We start from the raw sequence: 15984 nt of genomic DNA on the forward strand, positions 1-15984 counted from the left end.
GGGCAGTTTTTTTTGGGCAGTCCTCAGCGATTGATATCATGGATGACGCTTGACAACCCATCAGAATACCCACTGCCTGGCACCTGCGGTCCCTCGCCCACTGCTAAAATCTCACCTGCTTTTCTTAGCCTCCAAAAAGACTTATCGGGGCCCCTTACTTGCCGCCCTTACGGTGCTTCTTCTTGGTGCGGGGCTTAAAGTTTCCGGCACGAAATTGCTTCGGCTTTTTCTTTCCACGGGGAGGCTTGGTGCCGATGGAAGCGCCCCCCTCAAAGATGCGCATGTTGAGTTCCTGTCCCTTATCGACCACGCCCACGAAGGCCGCGACCACGCGCTTGGCTTCCCGGCTATCGACGTCAATATAGGTAAGGTTGTTTTGCAGATCAATCCGGCCGAGGTCAATTTTTCTACCCGGAATTTTCCGGTTGATCATGCCGATGACCTGAGGCACGGAGTATCCCTGTTTTTTGCCTGCCGACATGCACAGGCGGGTGAAGCTGCCGGAACCCCGTTTGGATTTTTCTTCCTTCCGACGGTCATTCTGTACGGTCCGCTGTTCGCTCAGGTGCTTGCTCAGGTCGGACAGGCCGTAGGCGAGGAACTGCTGGATGAGTTCTTCCTTTTCCAATTCCCCGAATGCCGCAATGACTTCGGGCAGGAAGCCCGCCAGCTTGTCGTCCAGTTTGGCCGCCTTGACGGATTCGGCAAACCGGAGTGCCCGGCGCAGGTATACTTCTTCCTGGCTGGGAACGTCCTTGAGTTCAAAACTGATGTTGGAATATTTCTCAATATCCCGGATTTTTCGGAGCTCCCGTCCCGTCACGATACTCAGGGCAATGCCCTCCTTTCCGGCCCGGCCCGTACGGCCGCTACGGTGGACGTAGACTTCGGGAGCATCGGGAAGGTTGTAATTAATCACGTGGGTGAGGTCCTGTACGTCCAGTCCGCGGGCGGCTACGTCGGTGGCCACCAGCAGCTTGATCCGCTGCCGCCGGAAGCGATTCATGACGTCATCCCGCTGGGCCTGAGACATATCGCCGTGGAGGGCGTCCGCCGCGTGGCCGGCAAAGCGCAAGTCTTCGCTGACGCCGTCGACTTCCCGCCGGGTACGACAAAAGATCACGGCGTACATATCCGGCTCGAGTTCCACCAAGAGGCGCAGGAGAGCAAAGCGGTCGGAAGCTTTGATCTTGAAGTACTGGTGCGCTACTTTAGAGTTTCCGGCATCGGAGTGGCCCGCGCTGATCTCCGCGGGATCATTCATGTAGTCTTCGGAAATGCGCTTGGCCTCCTTGGGCATGGTGGCGCTGAAGAGCAAGGTCTGTTTATTCTCGGGAGTGGCCGCCAGAATGGCGTTCAGTTCCTCCTGGAAGCCCATGTTCAGCATCTCGTCCGCTTCGTCGAGTACGACCCGATCGAGCAGATCGACCTTCAGCTTCTTGCGGTTGATGAGGTCCAGGGTCCGTCCCGGCGTGCCGACAATGATCTGGGCACCCTCTTCGATGGCCCGGATCTGTTGTCCGATGGGCGCACCGCCGTATACCGCGGCTACTTCGACGCCCTTGCGGAAGCGAGCGAAAGCCGCCAGGTCTTTGGCAATCTGGAGGCAAAGCTCCCGGGTAGGACAAAGAATCAGGGCCTGAACGGCCACTACGTCAACGTTGATGTCGTTGACGACCGGCAGGCCGAAGCCCGCCGTCTTCCCCGTACCCGTGCGCGCCAGGGCGACCAGGTCCCGGCTGGATTCCATGATCATGGGTATGGTCTCCGCCTGAATGGGGGTTGGGTTGATAAAACCAAGTTCTGCTACCGCACGCTTAACGTCTTCGCGCAGCTCGCTTTCCTGAAAAGTCTCCATTTCTCCGATAAAATTTGTGGGTGAAATGGCTTACCACGAACTGCGTCGCCACCGACACAGGAAAACGTAAACAACGGGATCACCCCTATTTGAGGGGGCAAAGGTACGCAGGAATTAATTGGGAATCAGATAATTCCGAATTTATGAAAATTTGGGTACGCCGAAAGTGAACTCAGCATGCGCCGGCCAGTTGCTTGGCGTCCACCTTTTCCGCTACGGCCTCTTCCTCGTTTCCGCCCTGCTTCGGCCACAGATGAAAGCCCCCCGAAAAATAGGCGCCCTGTGACCAGGTACCGTAAACGCCACTTTCGTCGGCGCGGCCGTCGTAGAAAATCACGTGAGTGGCGTACTGCTTGACCATCCGGCAAGACATTTCCACGGTGGAGTACACGCCTTGCCAGCGGAAGGCCCCGACGTCATCGCTGCCACCGCCGGTGACTTTCCCGTCCGCAAAATCCAGCTGGCAGCGCATCGGGTGACGCTCAGCGCCGGGTCCACTGCGGTAGAGGTAAAACCCTTCCCAGTCTCCACTTGGGAAATAGGGGTGGCTTTCGGCGTTATGGGATTGAGCCATACCGGGTTAACGGAGGTAACTGGCTCCGTTGATGTCCAGAATCGCTCCGGTGGTAAACGTAGCTTCCGGACTGGAAAGGAATAAAATGGCCCGGGCTACTTCCTCCACGGTAGCCACGCGATTGAGGGGACTCTGCGCCTTGACGGCGTCTCCCGCAGCCCCCTGCAGGTGCGGTCGGGCCATAGCCGTTTCAATGAAGCCCGGGGCCACGGCGTGTACCGTGATGTTGTCCTTACCCACCGCCTGGGCCAGCGACTGAGACAGGGCGTGCAATCCCGCCTTGGCGGCTCCGTAACCCACCTGACCGGCCTCCCCGCGAAAGGCCCCCCGGCTACCCACGTTAACGATGGCCCCACCCCGCTGGGCGCGCATGATTTCGATGGCCGTAAAGGCAGCCGCAGCCGGACCGACCAGATTGGTGTCCAGGGTGTTCCGGAAGGTCGTCAGCCAGGTATCAAAGGGCATACTGCCATCCACGGGATGGGGGCGAAAAATACCCGCGTTATTGACCAATACGTCCAGTCGTCCGAGCTTAGTGGCGGCACTCTGTACGAGCCGCCGGGCCACCACCGGGTCCGCCAGATTCCCCTGCAGGAGGCAGTGCCCCGCGCCTTCCAGACCGGCCAGCACCGCCTTGGCGCCCGCAACGTCCTGGTTATAGTGGACGCAAACCCGGGCACCGGCCCGCGCGAACAATGCTGCCGTGGCGGCGCCAACCCCCTTACTACTCCCCGTCACCAAAACGGTGCGGTTGCTGAAATCAACTGTTATCATTTTGCAAATGTAGGCGACCTGAATATACTTTTTGGGCTTCTGGGACGTAATAAACGGGTAGTACCTAGTTATCCCGATGAACCAACACCCCATTTTGCTGAAGTCCGCGCTCACCTCTCTCTGCCTCCTGGTCTTTTCCCTTGCCGGAATCGCCCAATCCGGCGAGTTGAGCCCGGAAAACCGGGACAGTATGGAGCTGGCCGAACAGGAGCTGCTCGCCCTATCCTACGTCATGCACACGGACAGTTCGGCGGACCGTCGCTTCACGGCCTGTAAGGAGCTGATTCGCGGACTGGTTACTTCGCTCAACCGCCCCAACAGTTTCCGGTACGCTTTTCCGGAATTGGAGGGCGTAAGCATTCAGTACGCTCCGGACAGCAGCTTCCGCATCTTCACCTGGGAGTTACACGTCAACCGGGACGAATACCGCCACTACGGGGCCCTGCAGCGGAACACGGAGAACCTCCAGCTTACGCCGCTGATTGACCGGGGTTTTACGCTACGGGAAAACCCCGAAAATGCCATTCTCGGGCCCGACAACTGGCTCGGCTACGTGGTGTACCGGATGATTCCCGGCGGCACCCATAACGGAAGTCCCTACTATCTACTCTTCGGCTTCGATCGTTTTGGCACCTGGAGAAGGCAGAAGATTCTTGATGTGCTCACCTTTGACCAGAATGGCAAACCCCAGTTCGGGCTGCCGATTTTTGATACCTACACCGAGAAGGGGCAACTGATGCCCGACCGTTCCCGGATCATTCTGGAGTACGGGGCCGAAGGCAGGGTGGCCATGCAATATGAGGCCGACAGTAACCGGATCGTCTACGAGAACCTGATTCTTATGCCCGGGACGAATGAAGAAGGCCCCGTGAACATGCCGGACGGTTCGTACCATGCCCTGGAATACCGGGACGGGCGTTGGACAGAAATCACCAAGATCTTCAACCACGTTTACGACAAAGCTCCCCGCGACCCGGAGCGCAAGGCCGACGGCCGGGACATTCTCGGCCGCCATCGCGGCGGAAACGGACGGTAATTACCGATCACGCCAAGGCCTGGCGAATTGCTTTCTCGCCCAATTTTCCCCTTACGATTTCGCTGGACAGTTTTCCGGTCGTTTCCCTAATTCTGGCTACCTTCCCGCCAGCATGCGCCGCATTTCCTAAACCTGAATTTTTCCCTGTCCGTGGTTCTCGACAATCTGAAATTAATCTCCGCCGGAGCCGGTAGCGGAAAGACGTATCGGCTCACCGAAGAGATGACGGCGGCCCTCGTGAGCGGCCAGGCGAGGCCGGAAGGGATCATCGCCACCACCTTCACCAAGAAAGCCGCCGCGGAATTGCGGGAGCGCGTCCGGGTCAAGCTGTTGCGCGAAGGGCTTTCCCAGGAGGCCAATTCCCTGAAAAATGCCCTCATCGGCACCGTACACGGGCTGGGGGTGAAACTGCTGAAGCGTTTTGCCTTTGAGGCCGGGGTCTCCCCTCAGGTGGAAATTATCGCGGAAGAGGATCACCAGCGGTATTTCAACCTGAGCATGGCAGCCGTTATTTCGCTGGAGACGATCGACGAAATAGAACGGCTTTGTGAGCAACTGGGCCTTAGTGTGGACGGTACTCCCTACAACTGGCGCAAGCAGGTGCTGCAACTCGTGGAGATCATCCGGAGCAATAATTTTTCCGCTGCGGACATCGAGGAAAGCCGGAAACGTTCCTGGGCAAGTCTGGCCGCTTTTCTCCCGGAGGTTCTTAAGGATTTGGCGTTACCGCAGGTGCAAAGTCAACTTCAGATAGCCCTGACGGAAACCGCGGCAGCCCTCGTGAACAATGAGGCGGATGGCACCAAAAAGACACTTACCGCCGCCCAGACCCTGCGTCGGCTGGCTAGTCAGCTACAACGGAAGGGCTCCCTACCCTGGTCGGAATACTGCCGTTTGTGCGGCTTTGTCGAAAAGGTAGGGGCCAAAAGCCGCGACCTGGTGGGCCACCTCGTTGAGGTTGCCGAAAGACACACCCAACTACCGGCTTTCCATGACGATATCCGCCGATTCCAGGAGCTAATGTTCGGAGCCGCGGAGGCCGCCATTGCGGAGTATGACCGCTTCAAAAAGAGTCGCGGGCGGATTGACTACACCGACATGGAAGCCCTGGTCCTCCAACTTCTGGAGCAGCCGGAGGTGCAGGCGAGTCTCCGGCGGGAACTGGACCTGCTAATGGTGGATGAATTTCAGGATACGAGCCCCATTCAGTTGGCGCTGTTCCTGAAATTGAGCACCCTGGCCCGGCACAGCATTTGGGTGGGAGATCCCAAGCAATCCATCTACGGTTTTCGCGGAGCGGAACCCCGCTTGATGGCGGCCGTGATGGCCGCGACCGGTCCCGTCGACGTGGCCAATATCCAGCGCAACAGCTGGCGCAGCCGGGAAGACGTGGTGTATGCCTGCAACGCCCTCTTCACCAAGGCCTTTCCGGACATACCCGAGGTGGCGGTCGTGCTAGATCCGGTGCGAACCCGCGGCGGCAACAAGTTCTCTCCGGCCGAGCCTCCCGCCATCGCTGAACGATCAGGGGTCTGGCACTGGCACTTTGAGCTGGACGGCAAGGGACGCATTTCCAAGCAGTGGACCCGCGAGGTGCTGGCCAAAGCTGTCCGTGAGCTTCTGGCCAATCCCCCCATGATCTTGCCGAAGGGTGAGGATACTCCCCGCAAGATGATCCCGGCCGATATTGCCATTCTTTGCCGGTCTAACTACGGTTGTGCCGACATGGCGGATGCCCTGAGTCGGCAGGGGCTCAGTGCGGCCATTGCCCGCACGGGTTTGCTGGCTACGGCCGAAGCTACCCTGGTGCTGGCGTGTCTCAAGTATCTTCTCAACGCCTCGGACAGCCTCTCGGTAGCCGAAATCTTGTTATTCGGAAGCAGAAGGCCCCTGGCCGAGATCGTTCGGGACCGGATGGAGTATATCCAATCCCAGCGTGACGAAGACGTGGCCTGGGCGGCGGACGACGTGACGATTCGGACGCTGGATGACCTGCGGGGCGTTACCGAGGAATGCAGCACCAGCGAAATCCTGAACCTACTCATTGAGCGACTGAGCATCCGGCGCACCATCGTTGCCTGGGGGGACGGAGAGCAGCGACTGAGCAACATCGATGAGCTTCGTCGACTGGCCATCGCCTACGAAGACAATTGCCACCGGCAACACCGGGCGGCCTCCCTGGGTGGTTTTTTACTGTATCTCGACCAACTGAAACGCGACGAGACGGACCGTCAGGGAGCCGGTGAGCGTCCCGAAGCGGTCAACGTACTTACCTACCACCGAAGCAAAGGCTTAGAATGGCCACTGGTCATCTGTGCCGATCTGGACCAAAAACTCCGGGCGGATATCTGGGGAGTTGACGTCGTTCCCCTATCGGAAGAAGTAGACCTTTCTGCGCCCCTGGGTAACCGTTGGGTCCGGTACTGGGTAAATCCCTACGGTAGGCTGGCTAAGGGAGTTCCCTGGCTGGAAAGTATTCAGGAAAGTGAATGGGCGGACGCCGCCAGCGAAAAGGCCCTGGCCGAGGAAGCCCGATTGCTGTACGTGGGCTTTACGCGGGCGCGGGACTTCCTGGTGCTCCCCACCAATAAAGATGGCGCCCCCTGGCTCGACCGGGCTTATTCCAGGGGTGGCGGCAAGACTCCCGTCCTGGACCCCAACAGTACGGATGCCCCCTTTGACTGGGGGAATCACGAGGTCAATAAACTTCTCCAAACCTGGACGGAGCCCCGCTCCCTTCCTGCTTCGGAAAGGAGCTACCGGGAAGTACCGTTTCTCAGTGGAGAACGCCCGGGCCGGGCAGCTTTTCCGGGAGCCATACTGGAAGAGGAATGGTTGGTGGAGCAATTCGGTGGCTCCAATTTGGGGAACTTTCATGAGTACTTCAATCCCCCGCCCCCCGATCCGGATACCGACCCCAGGCTGTGGGCCGGCACGATAAAAACCTTTCTTGCCGGGGATGTACCACCACTTCCCTCCAACGTCAGACAGGAACGTTCAGAAATGCTGCTGCAGAACTTCCTTCCGGGCGGTGAATGCCAGCCACAGGTGATTGCGGATCATTCGGCGGCCTTCCACGACTGGATACGCCGGGAATTTCCCGGCGGTAATCTACGGCAGGGAGTAGTAGCGCAAGCCAGGGTTCAGGGTCGTCAAATCAGGTTGTCGGCCGACTGGCTCATCGAGCAAAAGGAAGCGACCACCCTAATCCTTGACGTTTTACTGCCCCACAAGCAGTTCGACCTCCAGCTACGCTACTTACTCGCCCGGGCCAGCTTAATGAAGGAGGTCTTTGCCCACAATGGGATTACCATCAGTCGGTGCTTCCTGCACCACGTCCCGGGAGGTAATCTACGGGAGGTAGCCTTCCACGGGAAGCAGCAATTGAGTCTAAACCTGATCTAGTATGCGTATCCTGTTGACGGCAGCCACGGTTTTTGAAATTCAGCCCACCATTCAGTGGTTACGCCGGGAGTGCCGGGAAGAACGTGCCAACGTACTGCATTTTTCCAACGTAACCATCACCGTACTCTTCGGGGGAGTAGGTCAGATGCGGACGGCCTACGCGCTGGGGCATTTTTTCGGAGCACAGGAGGAGCTTCCGGACCTTGCCATTCAGGCCGGGATTGGTGGGGCGCTCGATCCGGAACTATCACTGGGGCAGGTTGTGCAAATAGATTCCGAACGGATGGGCGACCTTGGGGCTGAGGACAGCGATGGAGAATTGCTTCGGCTTCATGAGCTTGGTTTATCACCGGGGCCGCCCTTCGACGACGGTGGCGTATTGCGGGTACCGCCGCCCGCCGCGAGTCTCCCCTTTCAATCGTGCGCCGGGATCACCACCAACCGCGCCACGGGGGAGGCTGAAAGTATAGCGCGCTTACGGCGTCAGTTTCCGGACGCCCAGGTAGAGAGCATGGAGGGGGCAGCCTTTCTTTATGCCTGTCTCACCAACGGCGTTAGCTGCCTTCAGCTACGGTCCATCAGTAATTACGTAGAGCCCCGGAACCGCGACAAATGGGAAATGGACAAGGCCATTAAGAGCCTGAACATCAGCCTACAAAGCTTACTGGGTGCATTTATCAATTGAAGGTAGGTGGAGTTTCCTTTTCCCGTGCGGTCAGCCGAACAAGCCCGAAAGCCAACCGAATCAGGCTGGGACAACTAACGGCCTTTCCGCAAAAGAATGTGGCGAATCGACCTTGTACATTCTCTCCTTCTTTGATGGAGTGGTCGCCTTTCGGGGAAAGGCGACACCAGGCACTTATCCCTAGACGGAGCAAGTGGACACGGTTCCTGGCACCTGCGCGCAGCGCCCAAATGAACCACCTGCTCTGAAGGAGACCAAGCTTTTTAGTGCATCAGAATGTTTTCTGGCCACAACAACAACTCCTATGGTACCCTTTACCCTTGACTATCTGGATCACGTGGCCCTCCTGGTGGAGGACCTGGAAAAAAGTGCGGACTGGTATTCGTCCTATCTGGGGCTGCAACGCGTGACGTTTCCGGAATGGACCCCATTTCCCGTCATGTTGTTGGCGGGAAATAGTGGGATCGCGTTATTTCCCCGGGGAGACAAGCATCCCGCCAGGGGCATCAATACGGTAGACCATTTCGCCTTCCGGCTTTCGTTGGAACAATTGGAGGTCGCCAAACGGTACCTGGCCGATGCCGGACTGGAATATGTCGAACAGGACCACGTATACTTCCGGTCCATCTACCTCACCGACCCGGACGGCTACCGCGTGGAGCTAACCGCACCCACGACATGACCCTACGGAACCTTTCTGGTGGAAAGTTCACGTCCCGATCCATCATGATTGGGAAGGCCGTTATTTCTTACCGAGCCCGTTCAGGTATTCCTGGTAGGTCTTGCTCCGGTAATGCTCATCCCGGATAAAGGCCAACTCGTGGATGAAGCGGTCGGCCGGCTTGAAGCCCGGACTGATAGAGATCCGGGAGCGAGATTCATCCAGGTATACGAGGCTGGGGTAGCTCATTCTTCCGTCCAGTAAAGCGACGGCCAGTTCGTGTGCGCCCCGGCGACCGTAACTCTGGTTGAAGTTGAAGGTGTGGCCATCGTAGGTGATTTTGGCCCGCTGTTCGGCGTCCAGTTTAACGGCGTAGAAGTTGTTGGAGATGTACTCCGCGATTTTTGGGTCCGCGAATACCGTTTTGTCCATTTTTTTGCAGTACCCACACCAATCGGTGTAGACGTCCACCAGGATTTTTTTGGGCTGTTGCCGGTGTTTGGCAATAGCCTCTTCCCAACTCAGCCATTTGACCTGAGCGAAGGAAACGTTGGTGGCAAAAAAGAGGAAAAACAGTGTTAGTAGTGAGAGACGGGGAATAGTCATACTAAAAGGAAAAATTGGGCACGACGATAAGGACATCAATACCGGTGTAAAAGTCTGATTCTAGCTTTCTGACGATGCGTGCTGAGGACACACAGGAGTCAATACATTTCGCAAAATAGGGTACCGACGGATAATTTCCTCTTGCGAAAAGCTTAAAACTGCGGACAAGGGACAGCTTCGTCGTCGTCGGCCTGCCCCGTATAGGAGAGGTTGATCTCAAAAGCTCCCTGGTGTCGACGACTGGTTTGCAGGCCATTAAGTCCAATATCGTAACTGAACCCGAGGAGGAAACTATTGATTTCAATCCCCACCATACCCACGGCACTATCCAGGGCAAAATCTTCTTCGCCCGTGATCATCCTGGCGTGTGCGCCGAGGTGAAAGGCGGCTCCGTTGACGTCATTGATCAAAAACCGCAGGTTGGTCCCGGCGTTGGCGACCCGATGGGGCCCCTGGGAAAAGCCGTAGACCCGGGGGCTGAGCAGCACTTCGCGGGTCAGGGGAATGCGCAAGTTCAGGTAAGCGGAGTACCGACGGTACAGCAGGTTGGTTACCTCAATATCTTCCCCCTGCGTGGCTTCGGCGAAAAAGCTCTGTTCGGGTTCATTGACGTGGTGCATGGCTGCTCCCAAGAAGATGGCCGTACGATTCCGGGGAGCGTTGCTGTAGTTGAGGCCAATCTGATAATCGCCGAAGGCGTAGTTATTGACCGGCAATTCTTCTCCCGTAGCGCCCTCGATGAAAACTCCGGTACCATCAAATTCATCCTCAAAGGTGAGCTGATCGTAGCTTACATTACGCTGTACCACGCCCAGTTGCACCCCCAGGCTGAGGTACTGATTGTTTTTGGGGTCGAGTGATTTGTGAAAGGCTCCCCCCACCATGATCTGGTTGACGCTGTAGTTAATTTCCGAAACCCGGTCGCTGGCGAAGAGGACACCTACGCCAAAGGCGTCCTTGAACTGTCTTTTTCCGGGATTGACGTAGTAATGGAAGTCGGCCGCAAAGGCGGTGGTGGAATAGGGGGTCTCCAAAGTTTGTGCCCACTGGCTGCGGGTACTTACGCCCACCCGGTACCGTCCCGGGAAGAGCCCGGTGAGCGCGGGGTTGAGGGAAAGGGGGGAATTGAAGTACTGGGAGAAATGCAAATCCTGGCCAGAAACTTCATTGACGGACAACAACAGGAGTAAAAAGAAGAAAAAATGCTTCATAAGGGGCACTTGGGGGGGCGAATTTACGCGCTCTTGCCATTGCCAACGGGAATTTAACGACCCTTATTTTATATTAGCCGATCTATGGTCCACTCCTACGCGCTGGGTCGTTATACGGCAGCGGCAATTCGTGCATCGGCAAAAGCCAAATCTGAGCTTACCTCCCAACTGCTACTGGGGGAACCCGTTTCGGTGATCGATCCCGGAAAAACCTACTGTAAGATTCGTTGCAGTGACGATGACTTCGAGGGGTACATCCGGACCGACCAACTGCTGGAGGTGGACGAAAGTACCTTCCGGCGCCAACGGGACAACCCCGCCTTTGCGTTAGATCCCTACGCCATCCTGATGGGGGACCGCCTCGGGCTGCCCGTGACCTTCGGGGCACGACTACCGGAGTTTGACGGAATGCGACTGCGCCATGGTCACCAAATTTTCAGCTATTCCGGGCAGGCCGCCCTTAGTGAAGACCTGCGGATGGAAGCGGAGTTACTCATCCGCTTTGCTCGCCGCTGGCTCTACGCTCCGGAACTTTCCGGAGGACGCACGCCCACCGGAGTAGACGCTGCGGCCCTGGTGCAACTGGTGGCCCGCCTGATCAACATCAAGCTCCCGCGTACCGCAGAAGCGATGAGCCAACACGGCCGTATGGTTGACTTTGTGGTACAGGCTCAGGCCGGTGATCTGGCCTTTTTTGATAACCGGAAGGGGCAGATTGACCACGTAGGCATCCTACTGCCGGATAGTCAGATTCTCCACGTAAACGACTGTGTCCGAATTGATGCCGTGGACCACTACGGCATTTTCAACTACGAACGTGGTAAGTACACCCATCGGCTCCGGATCGTAAAACGGCTGCTCCCCGACCAAGATGTTCCCAACGTACTACAACGTAAACGGCGGAAGCAAGAGGAGCCCGATGAGAACCAGATGGTAATTTTTTAGGTCAATCACGAACGGGCCTCCATGATCATCTTCACGGCCTCCTCCATGGAGTCGGGCTGCAGGTAGCCGGTGTGTTCGGTCTCCTCTACCCTTTCGTGATGCCAGGTGTATTCGTGGGGCAAGTGCAGCGCCCGGCCACCGGCCGCAAGCACGGGTAACACATCACTGCGCAGGCTGTTGCCAATCATCAGGAACTTTGCGGGATCAATCGCGTGTCGTTGCAGGATATCACGGTAAGTTGCTTCATTCTTTTCGGAAACAATTTCAACTACGGGAAAACGATCGGCCAGACCACTGCGGGCCAGTTTGTTCTCCTGATCGAAAAGGTCACCTTTGGTGATGACCATAATTGAAAAGTGGTCTTCCAGGGTCATAACCGCTTCCCGCACGTAGGGCAACAAATCGATTGGGTGGAGAAGCATTTCTTTACCCAGATCAATAATCCGCTGGATATCTGCACCGGAGATTTGCTGATGGGAAATTTCCAGTGCCGTTTCAATCATGGACAACACGAACCCCTTTACGCCGTACCCAAAAATCTTCAGGTTCTCCCGTTCGAAGCGGTATAGCTCCTGTTCCAGATCCATTCCAGGGGTCATAAAGGGCTCGAGCAACTCGAGGCACCGGGCCTTGGCGTCCACGAAGATGTGTTCATGGCCCCAAAGGGTATCGTCCGCGTCAAAAGCAATGTGGGTTAATCCGTCTAGTTTCATCGGGAGGGATACTTTTCGGGGTAGTTTTTTCGTGCTCCTACCCCTTCATTCGGAAGCGCAAAGGTAAACGGTGCAACCAACTATGCTCTCCTCTTCTCGATGCAGGCCCATCAATCCCTAACCCAACGATTGAGTTAAGCTACCGGACCTTGAGAATATTTATTGATGGGGAAGGTAAGGCCAGCTGACGCAAATGTTAATTAACCACTACATTAGCTTCACTAAAGGCTACAATGAGACGACAAACCACCCTCACACTACTACTGCTGGTACTGGCCGGCATTTTACTCACTGGTTGCAACACCCTTCGAAAACAAACCATTGAGGATTTCGGAGACGAACCGGTAAGTACGTTCATTCTCGTACGGCATGCGGAGAAAGATTACGGAGCAGACCCCGTGCTCACGGTTCAGGGGACTGCCCGGGCAGAGCGACTGATGGAAATTCTCAAGAATACGGATTTGGACGCCGTGTACAGTACCCAAACGCGCCGGACCATGGCTACCGGACAACCGACGGCGAATGACCATGACCTCAACATTATCCCTTACGATCCAAGTATGCTGGAATTCTTCTCCAAGGAACTCCGACGGCTTTACAAGGGTAAAACCGTTTTGGTCGTGGGCCACAGTAACACGACTCCGGCCCTGGCCAACCATTTGACCCAGACTAATCAGTTTCCCCGCTTCAGTGAGCTGGATTATACCAATCTGTACGTCGTTACCCTGCCCCGTATCGGGAAACCCCGGGTTCTGAAAATGCGATACTAAGCAGTGCCTTCTGTATCTCTATTGTTCAGTCTTGCACTCTGTATCGGCTTCCCGCTGTTTGCCCGGTACGGTGAGCGTACGAAGCTTTTCCCCACCTGGCTGAGCTCCATTATTGCCTGTTACGGCATCGGCATCATCGTCAGCAATTTTCGTCTGTGGCCGGTTAGTGGAGAAGACATGAAGCTGGTGGCCGGGATTAGTATGTTTCTCGGACTCCCCTTACTCCTGTTTGCCGTGCGGATCCGGGAAAGCATCCGGTACGCCGGTAGTATGCTACTTGCTTTTGGTTTGTGTTGTTTGGCGGGATTATTGTGCACGACGTTGGTGGGCCTCTATATGTCGGGAAAAATCGCCGACGCGCCGACCATTGCCGGCATGTTGGTGGGCCTCTACACGGGGGGAACGCCAAACGTGCAGGCCATTGGTATTGCCCTTAATGCTCCGGAGGACTATCTCGTCCTCATTCAGGCGGCCGACGTCCTGCTCGGAGGGAGCTATTTATTGGGGCTGATTACTTTTCTACCACCGATTTACGCGAAGATTTTTCGCCCTACTTCGGAGCCAGATACCCAGTCCACTGACGGCGGACAAAATTTCATGGAGCGCATCCCCTTTCCAAAACAAATGGTCCAACTCGTTATTGGTGTCCTAGTTACTGCGGCAAGCGCAGGGCTGTGCTATCTCCTCACGGGAGGGTTGGAGGATAATACGGCGCTCATCCTGATTCTCACCACTTTATCGCTATTCGTCTCGGTATCGGTAATACCCAAGAAAATAGGAAACTCTTATCCGTTGGGGGAGTACTTTATTCTGGTGTTCTGTGTGGCCATCGGTTTGCTGGCAGATTTCCGTGAACTTGCGGCTAATGGGATGGACTTACTGTACTTCTCCGCCTGGGCCCTGGTCACCACAACCCTATTGCATTTATTGCTGTGCAAAATATTCCGCGTGGATCGGGATACCGTAATTCTGAGTTACGTGGCTGGATTTTATGGTCCCGTATTCGTAGTACAGGTGGCTGCGGCCCTGCGTAATAAACACTTGCTGGCCGCCGGCATTGCGGTGAGTTTACTGGGCTTCGGCATTGGCAATTATTTAGGCATATCCGTTGCCTACTTAATTGAGACCTTCGGTTAACCTGCTCCCAGGTACTTAGCGCGTGCCCGTTGCAGTTCCCGCAGGCGGTCTTCCAGCTCCCGCGAACGTCGGCTCTTCTCTTCGGCGGTATCTAACTCATCCGCTACTTCCTCCCGTTCCTTTTCAATCTTTCGCTGCAGCTTGGCGATCTTCTCTTCGTACTTTCTGATTTTTTTGCATGCTTTATCCGCATCATCGGTTGCGTCTTGCCCATCATCCCGAATATCGTCCAATTCCTTTCTCACCTCTTCCATTTGTTCATCGAAATAACGGGAGTAGAAGTACTGGTAAAATTCTTCCAGGATTCCTTCGGTTGCCCGGTAGGCGGTAGCATGGTTTTGGCTCGTCACCACATCGTTCTCGGCAAAGACAACGGAGGCGCTGACCGTAGTGGAACGACCAGATTCCGCAGCCTTCAGGTATAGGTCAAAATTCTTATCGCTGATCCTGGGAAGGCCAACTTGTTCTGCGCTTAGCGCCAGTGCATTTTTATCCTTATCGAATTTATCTACATCAATTTCATAGCGGTCATCCCAGAAGTCTTCAAGGTAATCTGCCACCAAATCGTAAGAAGCGTCAATGGACACATTAAGGCTATTGTAGCGCTCCTTTTTAAATTCCGTGTAGCCCTCAGTTACTAAATTTCTGCTTTGAGCAAAGGAGAAAACTGAGATCAAGAGAAAAGCCAGAAGAAGCAGGGTACGTGCCATGGAATTAATGTTTAACAACAGTGGTTTAAACGTGTTGGTATGGTAAAAATATTCAAACTCGGACTACAGGTCAGAAGACCGGGTTTTGACGTCGAGATTACGTTGTTGCGGCACGGTACGGAATCGTTCGGTCCGGCGAACAAATTCCAGGACCGTTTCCAGTTGCTCGTTCAGCACTTCCCGGGCGAAATCCAATACTTTATCGTTATGCAAAATCTCCCGGTAGGCCTTTAAGGTAGCGTTTTCATTCTGCATGGTAAGGTCCGCTAGATAGGAAAGATTCTTTTCTCCGATTGCGCGGACTACGGCGGAACGCTTAGACCTGAAAATACTCATACTACTCTTTGTTGGCGTATGAGCAGTTCCCGGCATATCCATAATCAACTTATTCAGCTTCACTTGCAAGACGGTCCGATAGGCAGCCAATTCACTAAAATAATCTGCTCCGGCGGGAAAAAACGCAGCAATTTCATCAGCGATCTGTTGGTAATCCGTGGCACTCTGACTGTGCAAACTTGCCAGGGTTACGAGACTGGCTTCGGTGCCTTCCGGGCGGATTTCATATGGGGGTTTCATAAAAATTTGATTTTCCTGGTTAAATAAATGTTGGGGTATCCCGGCAGCGCTATACCTTCTCTACCTCTGATTCTAATTTGAGGACTGCTTGTCCGTCATCCTGCTTGATGAATAAAGCCTTATTTCCAGATTCTCCTTTTCTGGTGACGGTATTTCCATCAATCGTTTTTTCAATGGTTTCGGTGTACGTTTCCTGCACTTTGCCCTCAGCGTATCCGTTGCCCCATTTCCACTTTACTACTGATCCGGTGCGTATCATCTCTGTTGGTTTTAAAATGGCAATCAGGGAGCCGCAAAAGCTCCCTGATTGCCAAGCATTTTCT

16 protein-coding genes are annotated in these 15984 nt (G+C 55.4%); 7 read left to right on the forward strand and 9 right to left on the reverse strand.

Going from position 1 to position 15984, the window contains the following annotated elements; genetic code table 11:
- Positions 1-154 precede the first annotated feature (154 nt).
- The 3 genes from E1J53_RS08015 to E1J53_RS08025 all read right to left on the reverse strand — a co-directional run bounded on the left by E1J53_RS08015 (position 155) and on the right by E1J53_RS08025 (position 3206).
- Positions 155-1858 carry a DEAD/DEAH box helicase gene (locus E1J53_RS08015; RefSeq protein ID WP_134272314.1) on the reverse strand — a complete coding sequence of 568 codons (1704 nt, stop codon included), beginning with the start codon at positions 1856-1858 and terminating at the stop codon, positions 155-157.
- A 172-nt stretch (positions 1859-2030) separates the two neighbouring features.
- A complete protein-coding gene (locus E1J53_RS08020) occupies positions 2031-2432 on the reverse strand; it encodes a hypothetical protein (protein ID WP_134272313.1) in 402 nt (133 codons plus the stop codon).
- 6 nt (positions 2433-2438) lie between these two features.
- Positions 2439-3206, reverse strand: a complete 768-nt coding sequence (locus E1J53_RS08025) for an SDR family NAD(P)-dependent oxidoreductase (protein WP_134272312.1) — start codon at positions 3204-3206, stop codon at positions 2439-2441.
- 76 nt (positions 3207-3282) lie between these two features.
- Here E1J53_RS08025 and E1J53_RS08030 point away from each other — a divergent pair, with 76 nt between their 5' ends.
- The 4 genes from E1J53_RS08030 (at position 3283) to E1J53_RS08045 (ending at position 9014) form a co-directional block, all read left to right on the forward strand.
- The gene (locus tag E1J53_RS08030; RefSeq protein WP_134272311.1) at positions 3283-4242 is read left to right on the forward strand and encodes a hypothetical protein; all 960 of its coding nucleotides are present in this window, start codon (positions 3283-3285) and stop codon (positions 4240-4242) included.
- Positions 4243-4392: 150 nt separating this feature from the next.
- Complete coding sequence (locus E1J53_RS08035) at positions 4393-7647, forward strand: UvrD-helicase domain-containing protein (RefSeq protein WP_134272310.1); 3255 nt, start codon at positions 4393-4395, stop codon at positions 7645-7647.
- A 1-nt stretch (position 7648) separates the two neighbouring features.
- The gene (gene mqnB / locus E1J53_RS08040) at positions 7649-8332 is read left to right on the forward strand and encodes a futalosine hydrolase (RefSeq protein ID WP_134272309.1); all 684 of its coding nucleotides are present in this window, start codon (positions 7649-7651) and stop codon (positions 8330-8332) included.
- 304 nt (positions 8333-8636) lie between these two features.
- A complete protein-coding gene (locus E1J53_RS08045) occupies positions 8637-9014 on the forward strand; it encodes a VOC family protein (RefSeq protein WP_134272308.1) in 378 nt (125 codons plus the stop codon).
- A 60-nt stretch (positions 9015-9074) separates the two neighbouring features.
- Here E1J53_RS08045 and E1J53_RS08050 read toward each other — a convergent pair whose 3' ends face one another.
- Both E1J53_RS08050 and E1J53_RS08055 read right to left on the reverse strand, forming a co-directional pair.
- A complete protein-coding gene (locus E1J53_RS08050) occupies positions 9075-9599 on the reverse strand; it encodes a DUF255 domain-containing protein (RefSeq protein WP_253931050.1) in 525 nt (174 codons plus the stop codon).
- Positions 9600-9751: 152 nt separating this feature from the next.
- A complete protein-coding gene (locus tag E1J53_RS08055) occupies positions 9752-10810 on the reverse strand; it encodes a PorP/SprF family type IX secretion system membrane protein (RefSeq protein WP_134272307.1) in 1059 nt (352 codons plus the stop codon).
- Between the two features lie 84 nt (positions 10811-10894).
- On the opposite strand from E1J53_RS08055, the gene E1J53_RS08060 reads away from it, so the two are divergent.
- A complete protein-coding gene (locus tag E1J53_RS08060) occupies positions 10895-11755 on the forward strand; it encodes an NlpC/P60 family protein (RefSeq protein WP_134272306.1) in 861 nt (286 codons plus the stop codon).
- Between the two features lie 5 nt (positions 11756-11760).
- Here E1J53_RS08060 and E1J53_RS08065 read toward each other — a convergent pair whose 3' ends face one another.
- Entirely contained in the window at positions 11761-12468 is a 708-nt protein-coding gene (locus E1J53_RS08065) for an HAD family hydrolase (RefSeq protein WP_134272305.1), read from the reverse strand.
- Between the two features lie 233 nt (positions 12469-12701).
- On the opposite strand from E1J53_RS08065, the gene E1J53_RS08070 reads away from it, so the two are divergent.
- Positions 12702-13238 (forward strand): histidine phosphatase family protein, encoded by a 537-nt coding sequence (locus E1J53_RS08070; protein ID WP_134272304.1) that lies wholly within the window; start codon positions 12702-12704, stop codon positions 13236-13238.
- Between the two features lie 3 nt (positions 13239-13241).
- Positions 13242-14375 (forward strand): DUF819 family protein, encoded by a 1134-nt coding sequence (locus E1J53_RS08075; RefSeq protein ID WP_134272303.1) that lies wholly within the window; start codon positions 13242-13244, stop codon positions 14373-14375.
- On the opposite strand, the gene E1J53_RS08080 is transcribed toward E1J53_RS08075, so the two are convergent.
- From E1J53_RS08080 to E1J53_RS08090, 3 genes are all read right to left on the reverse strand, one after another.
- A complete protein-coding gene (locus E1J53_RS08080) occupies positions 14372-15085 on the reverse strand; it encodes a hypothetical protein (RefSeq protein WP_134272302.1) in 714 nt (237 codons plus the stop codon). The genes E1J53_RS08075 and E1J53_RS08080 overlap by 4 nt on opposite strands.
- Positions 15086-15148: 63 nt before the next feature.
- A complete protein-coding gene (locus E1J53_RS08085) occupies positions 15149-15661 on the reverse strand; it encodes a hypothetical protein (RefSeq protein ID WP_134272301.1) in 513 nt (170 codons plus the stop codon).
- A gap of 49 nt (positions 15662-15710) precedes the next feature.
- Positions 15711-15920 carry a DUF2945 domain-containing protein gene (locus E1J53_RS08090; protein ID WP_134272300.1) on the reverse strand — a complete coding sequence of 70 codons (210 nt, stop codon included), beginning with the start codon at positions 15918-15920 and terminating at the stop codon, positions 15711-15713.
- Positions 15921-15984 lie beyond the last annotated feature (64 nt).

This window comes from Lewinella sp. W8 (assembly GCF_004375085.3).
Lineage (GTDB): Bacteria > Bacteroidota > Bacteroidia > Chitinophagales > Saprospiraceae > Neolewinella.

Coding starts and splice junctions, on each gene's coding strand:
- E1J53_RS08015 (WP_134272314.1), bottom strand. CDS start 1,858: ATGGAGACTTTTCAGGAAAGCGAGCTGCGCGAAGACGTTAAGCGTGCG.
- E1J53_RS08020 (WP_134272313.1), bottom strand. CDS start 2,432: ATGGCTCAATCCCATAACGCCGAAAGCCACCCCTATTTCCCAAGTGGA.
- E1J53_RS08025 (WP_134272312.1), bottom strand. CDS start 3,206: ATGATAACAGTTGATTTCAGCAACCGCACCGTTTTGGTGACGGGGAGT.
- E1J53_RS08030 (WP_134272311.1), top strand. CDS start 3,283: ATGAACCAACACCCCATTTTGCTGAAGTCCGCGCTCACCTCTCTCTGC.
- mqnB (WP_134272309.1), top strand. CDS start 7,649: ATGCGTATCCTGTTGACGGCAGCCACGGTTTTTGAAATTCAGCCCACC.
- E1J53_RS08045 (WP_134272308.1), top strand. CDS start 8,637: ATGGTACCCTTTACCCTTGACTATCTGGATCACGTGGCCCTCCTGGTG.
- E1J53_RS08050 (WP_253931050.1), bottom strand. CDS start 9,599: ATGACTATTCCCCGTCTCTCACTACTAACACTGTTTTTCCTCTTTTTT.
- E1J53_RS08055 (WP_134272307.1), bottom strand. CDS start 10,810: ATGAAGCATTTTTTCTTCTTTTTACTCCTGTTGTTGTCCGTCAATGAA.
- E1J53_RS08060 (WP_134272306.1), top strand. CDS start 10,895: ATGGTCCACTCCTACGCGCTGGGTCGTTATACGGCAGCGGCAATTCGT.
- E1J53_RS08065 (WP_134272305.1), bottom strand. CDS start 12,468: ATGAAACTAGACGGATTAACCCACATTGCTTTTGACGCGGACGATACC.
- E1J53_RS08070 (WP_134272304.1), top strand. CDS start 12,702: ATGAGACGACAAACCACCCTCACACTACTACTGCTGGTACTGGCCGGC.
- E1J53_RS08080 (WP_134272302.1), bottom strand. CDS start 15,085: ATGGCACGTACCCTGCTTCTTCTGGCTTTTCTCTTGATCTCAGTTTTC.
- E1J53_RS08085 (WP_134272301.1), bottom strand. CDS start 15,661: ATGAAACCCCCATATGAAATCCGCCCGGAAGGCACCGAAGCCAGTCTC.
- E1J53_RS08090 (WP_134272300.1), bottom strand. CDS start 15,920: ATGATACGCACCGGATCAGTAGTAAAGTGGAAATGGGGCAACGGATAC.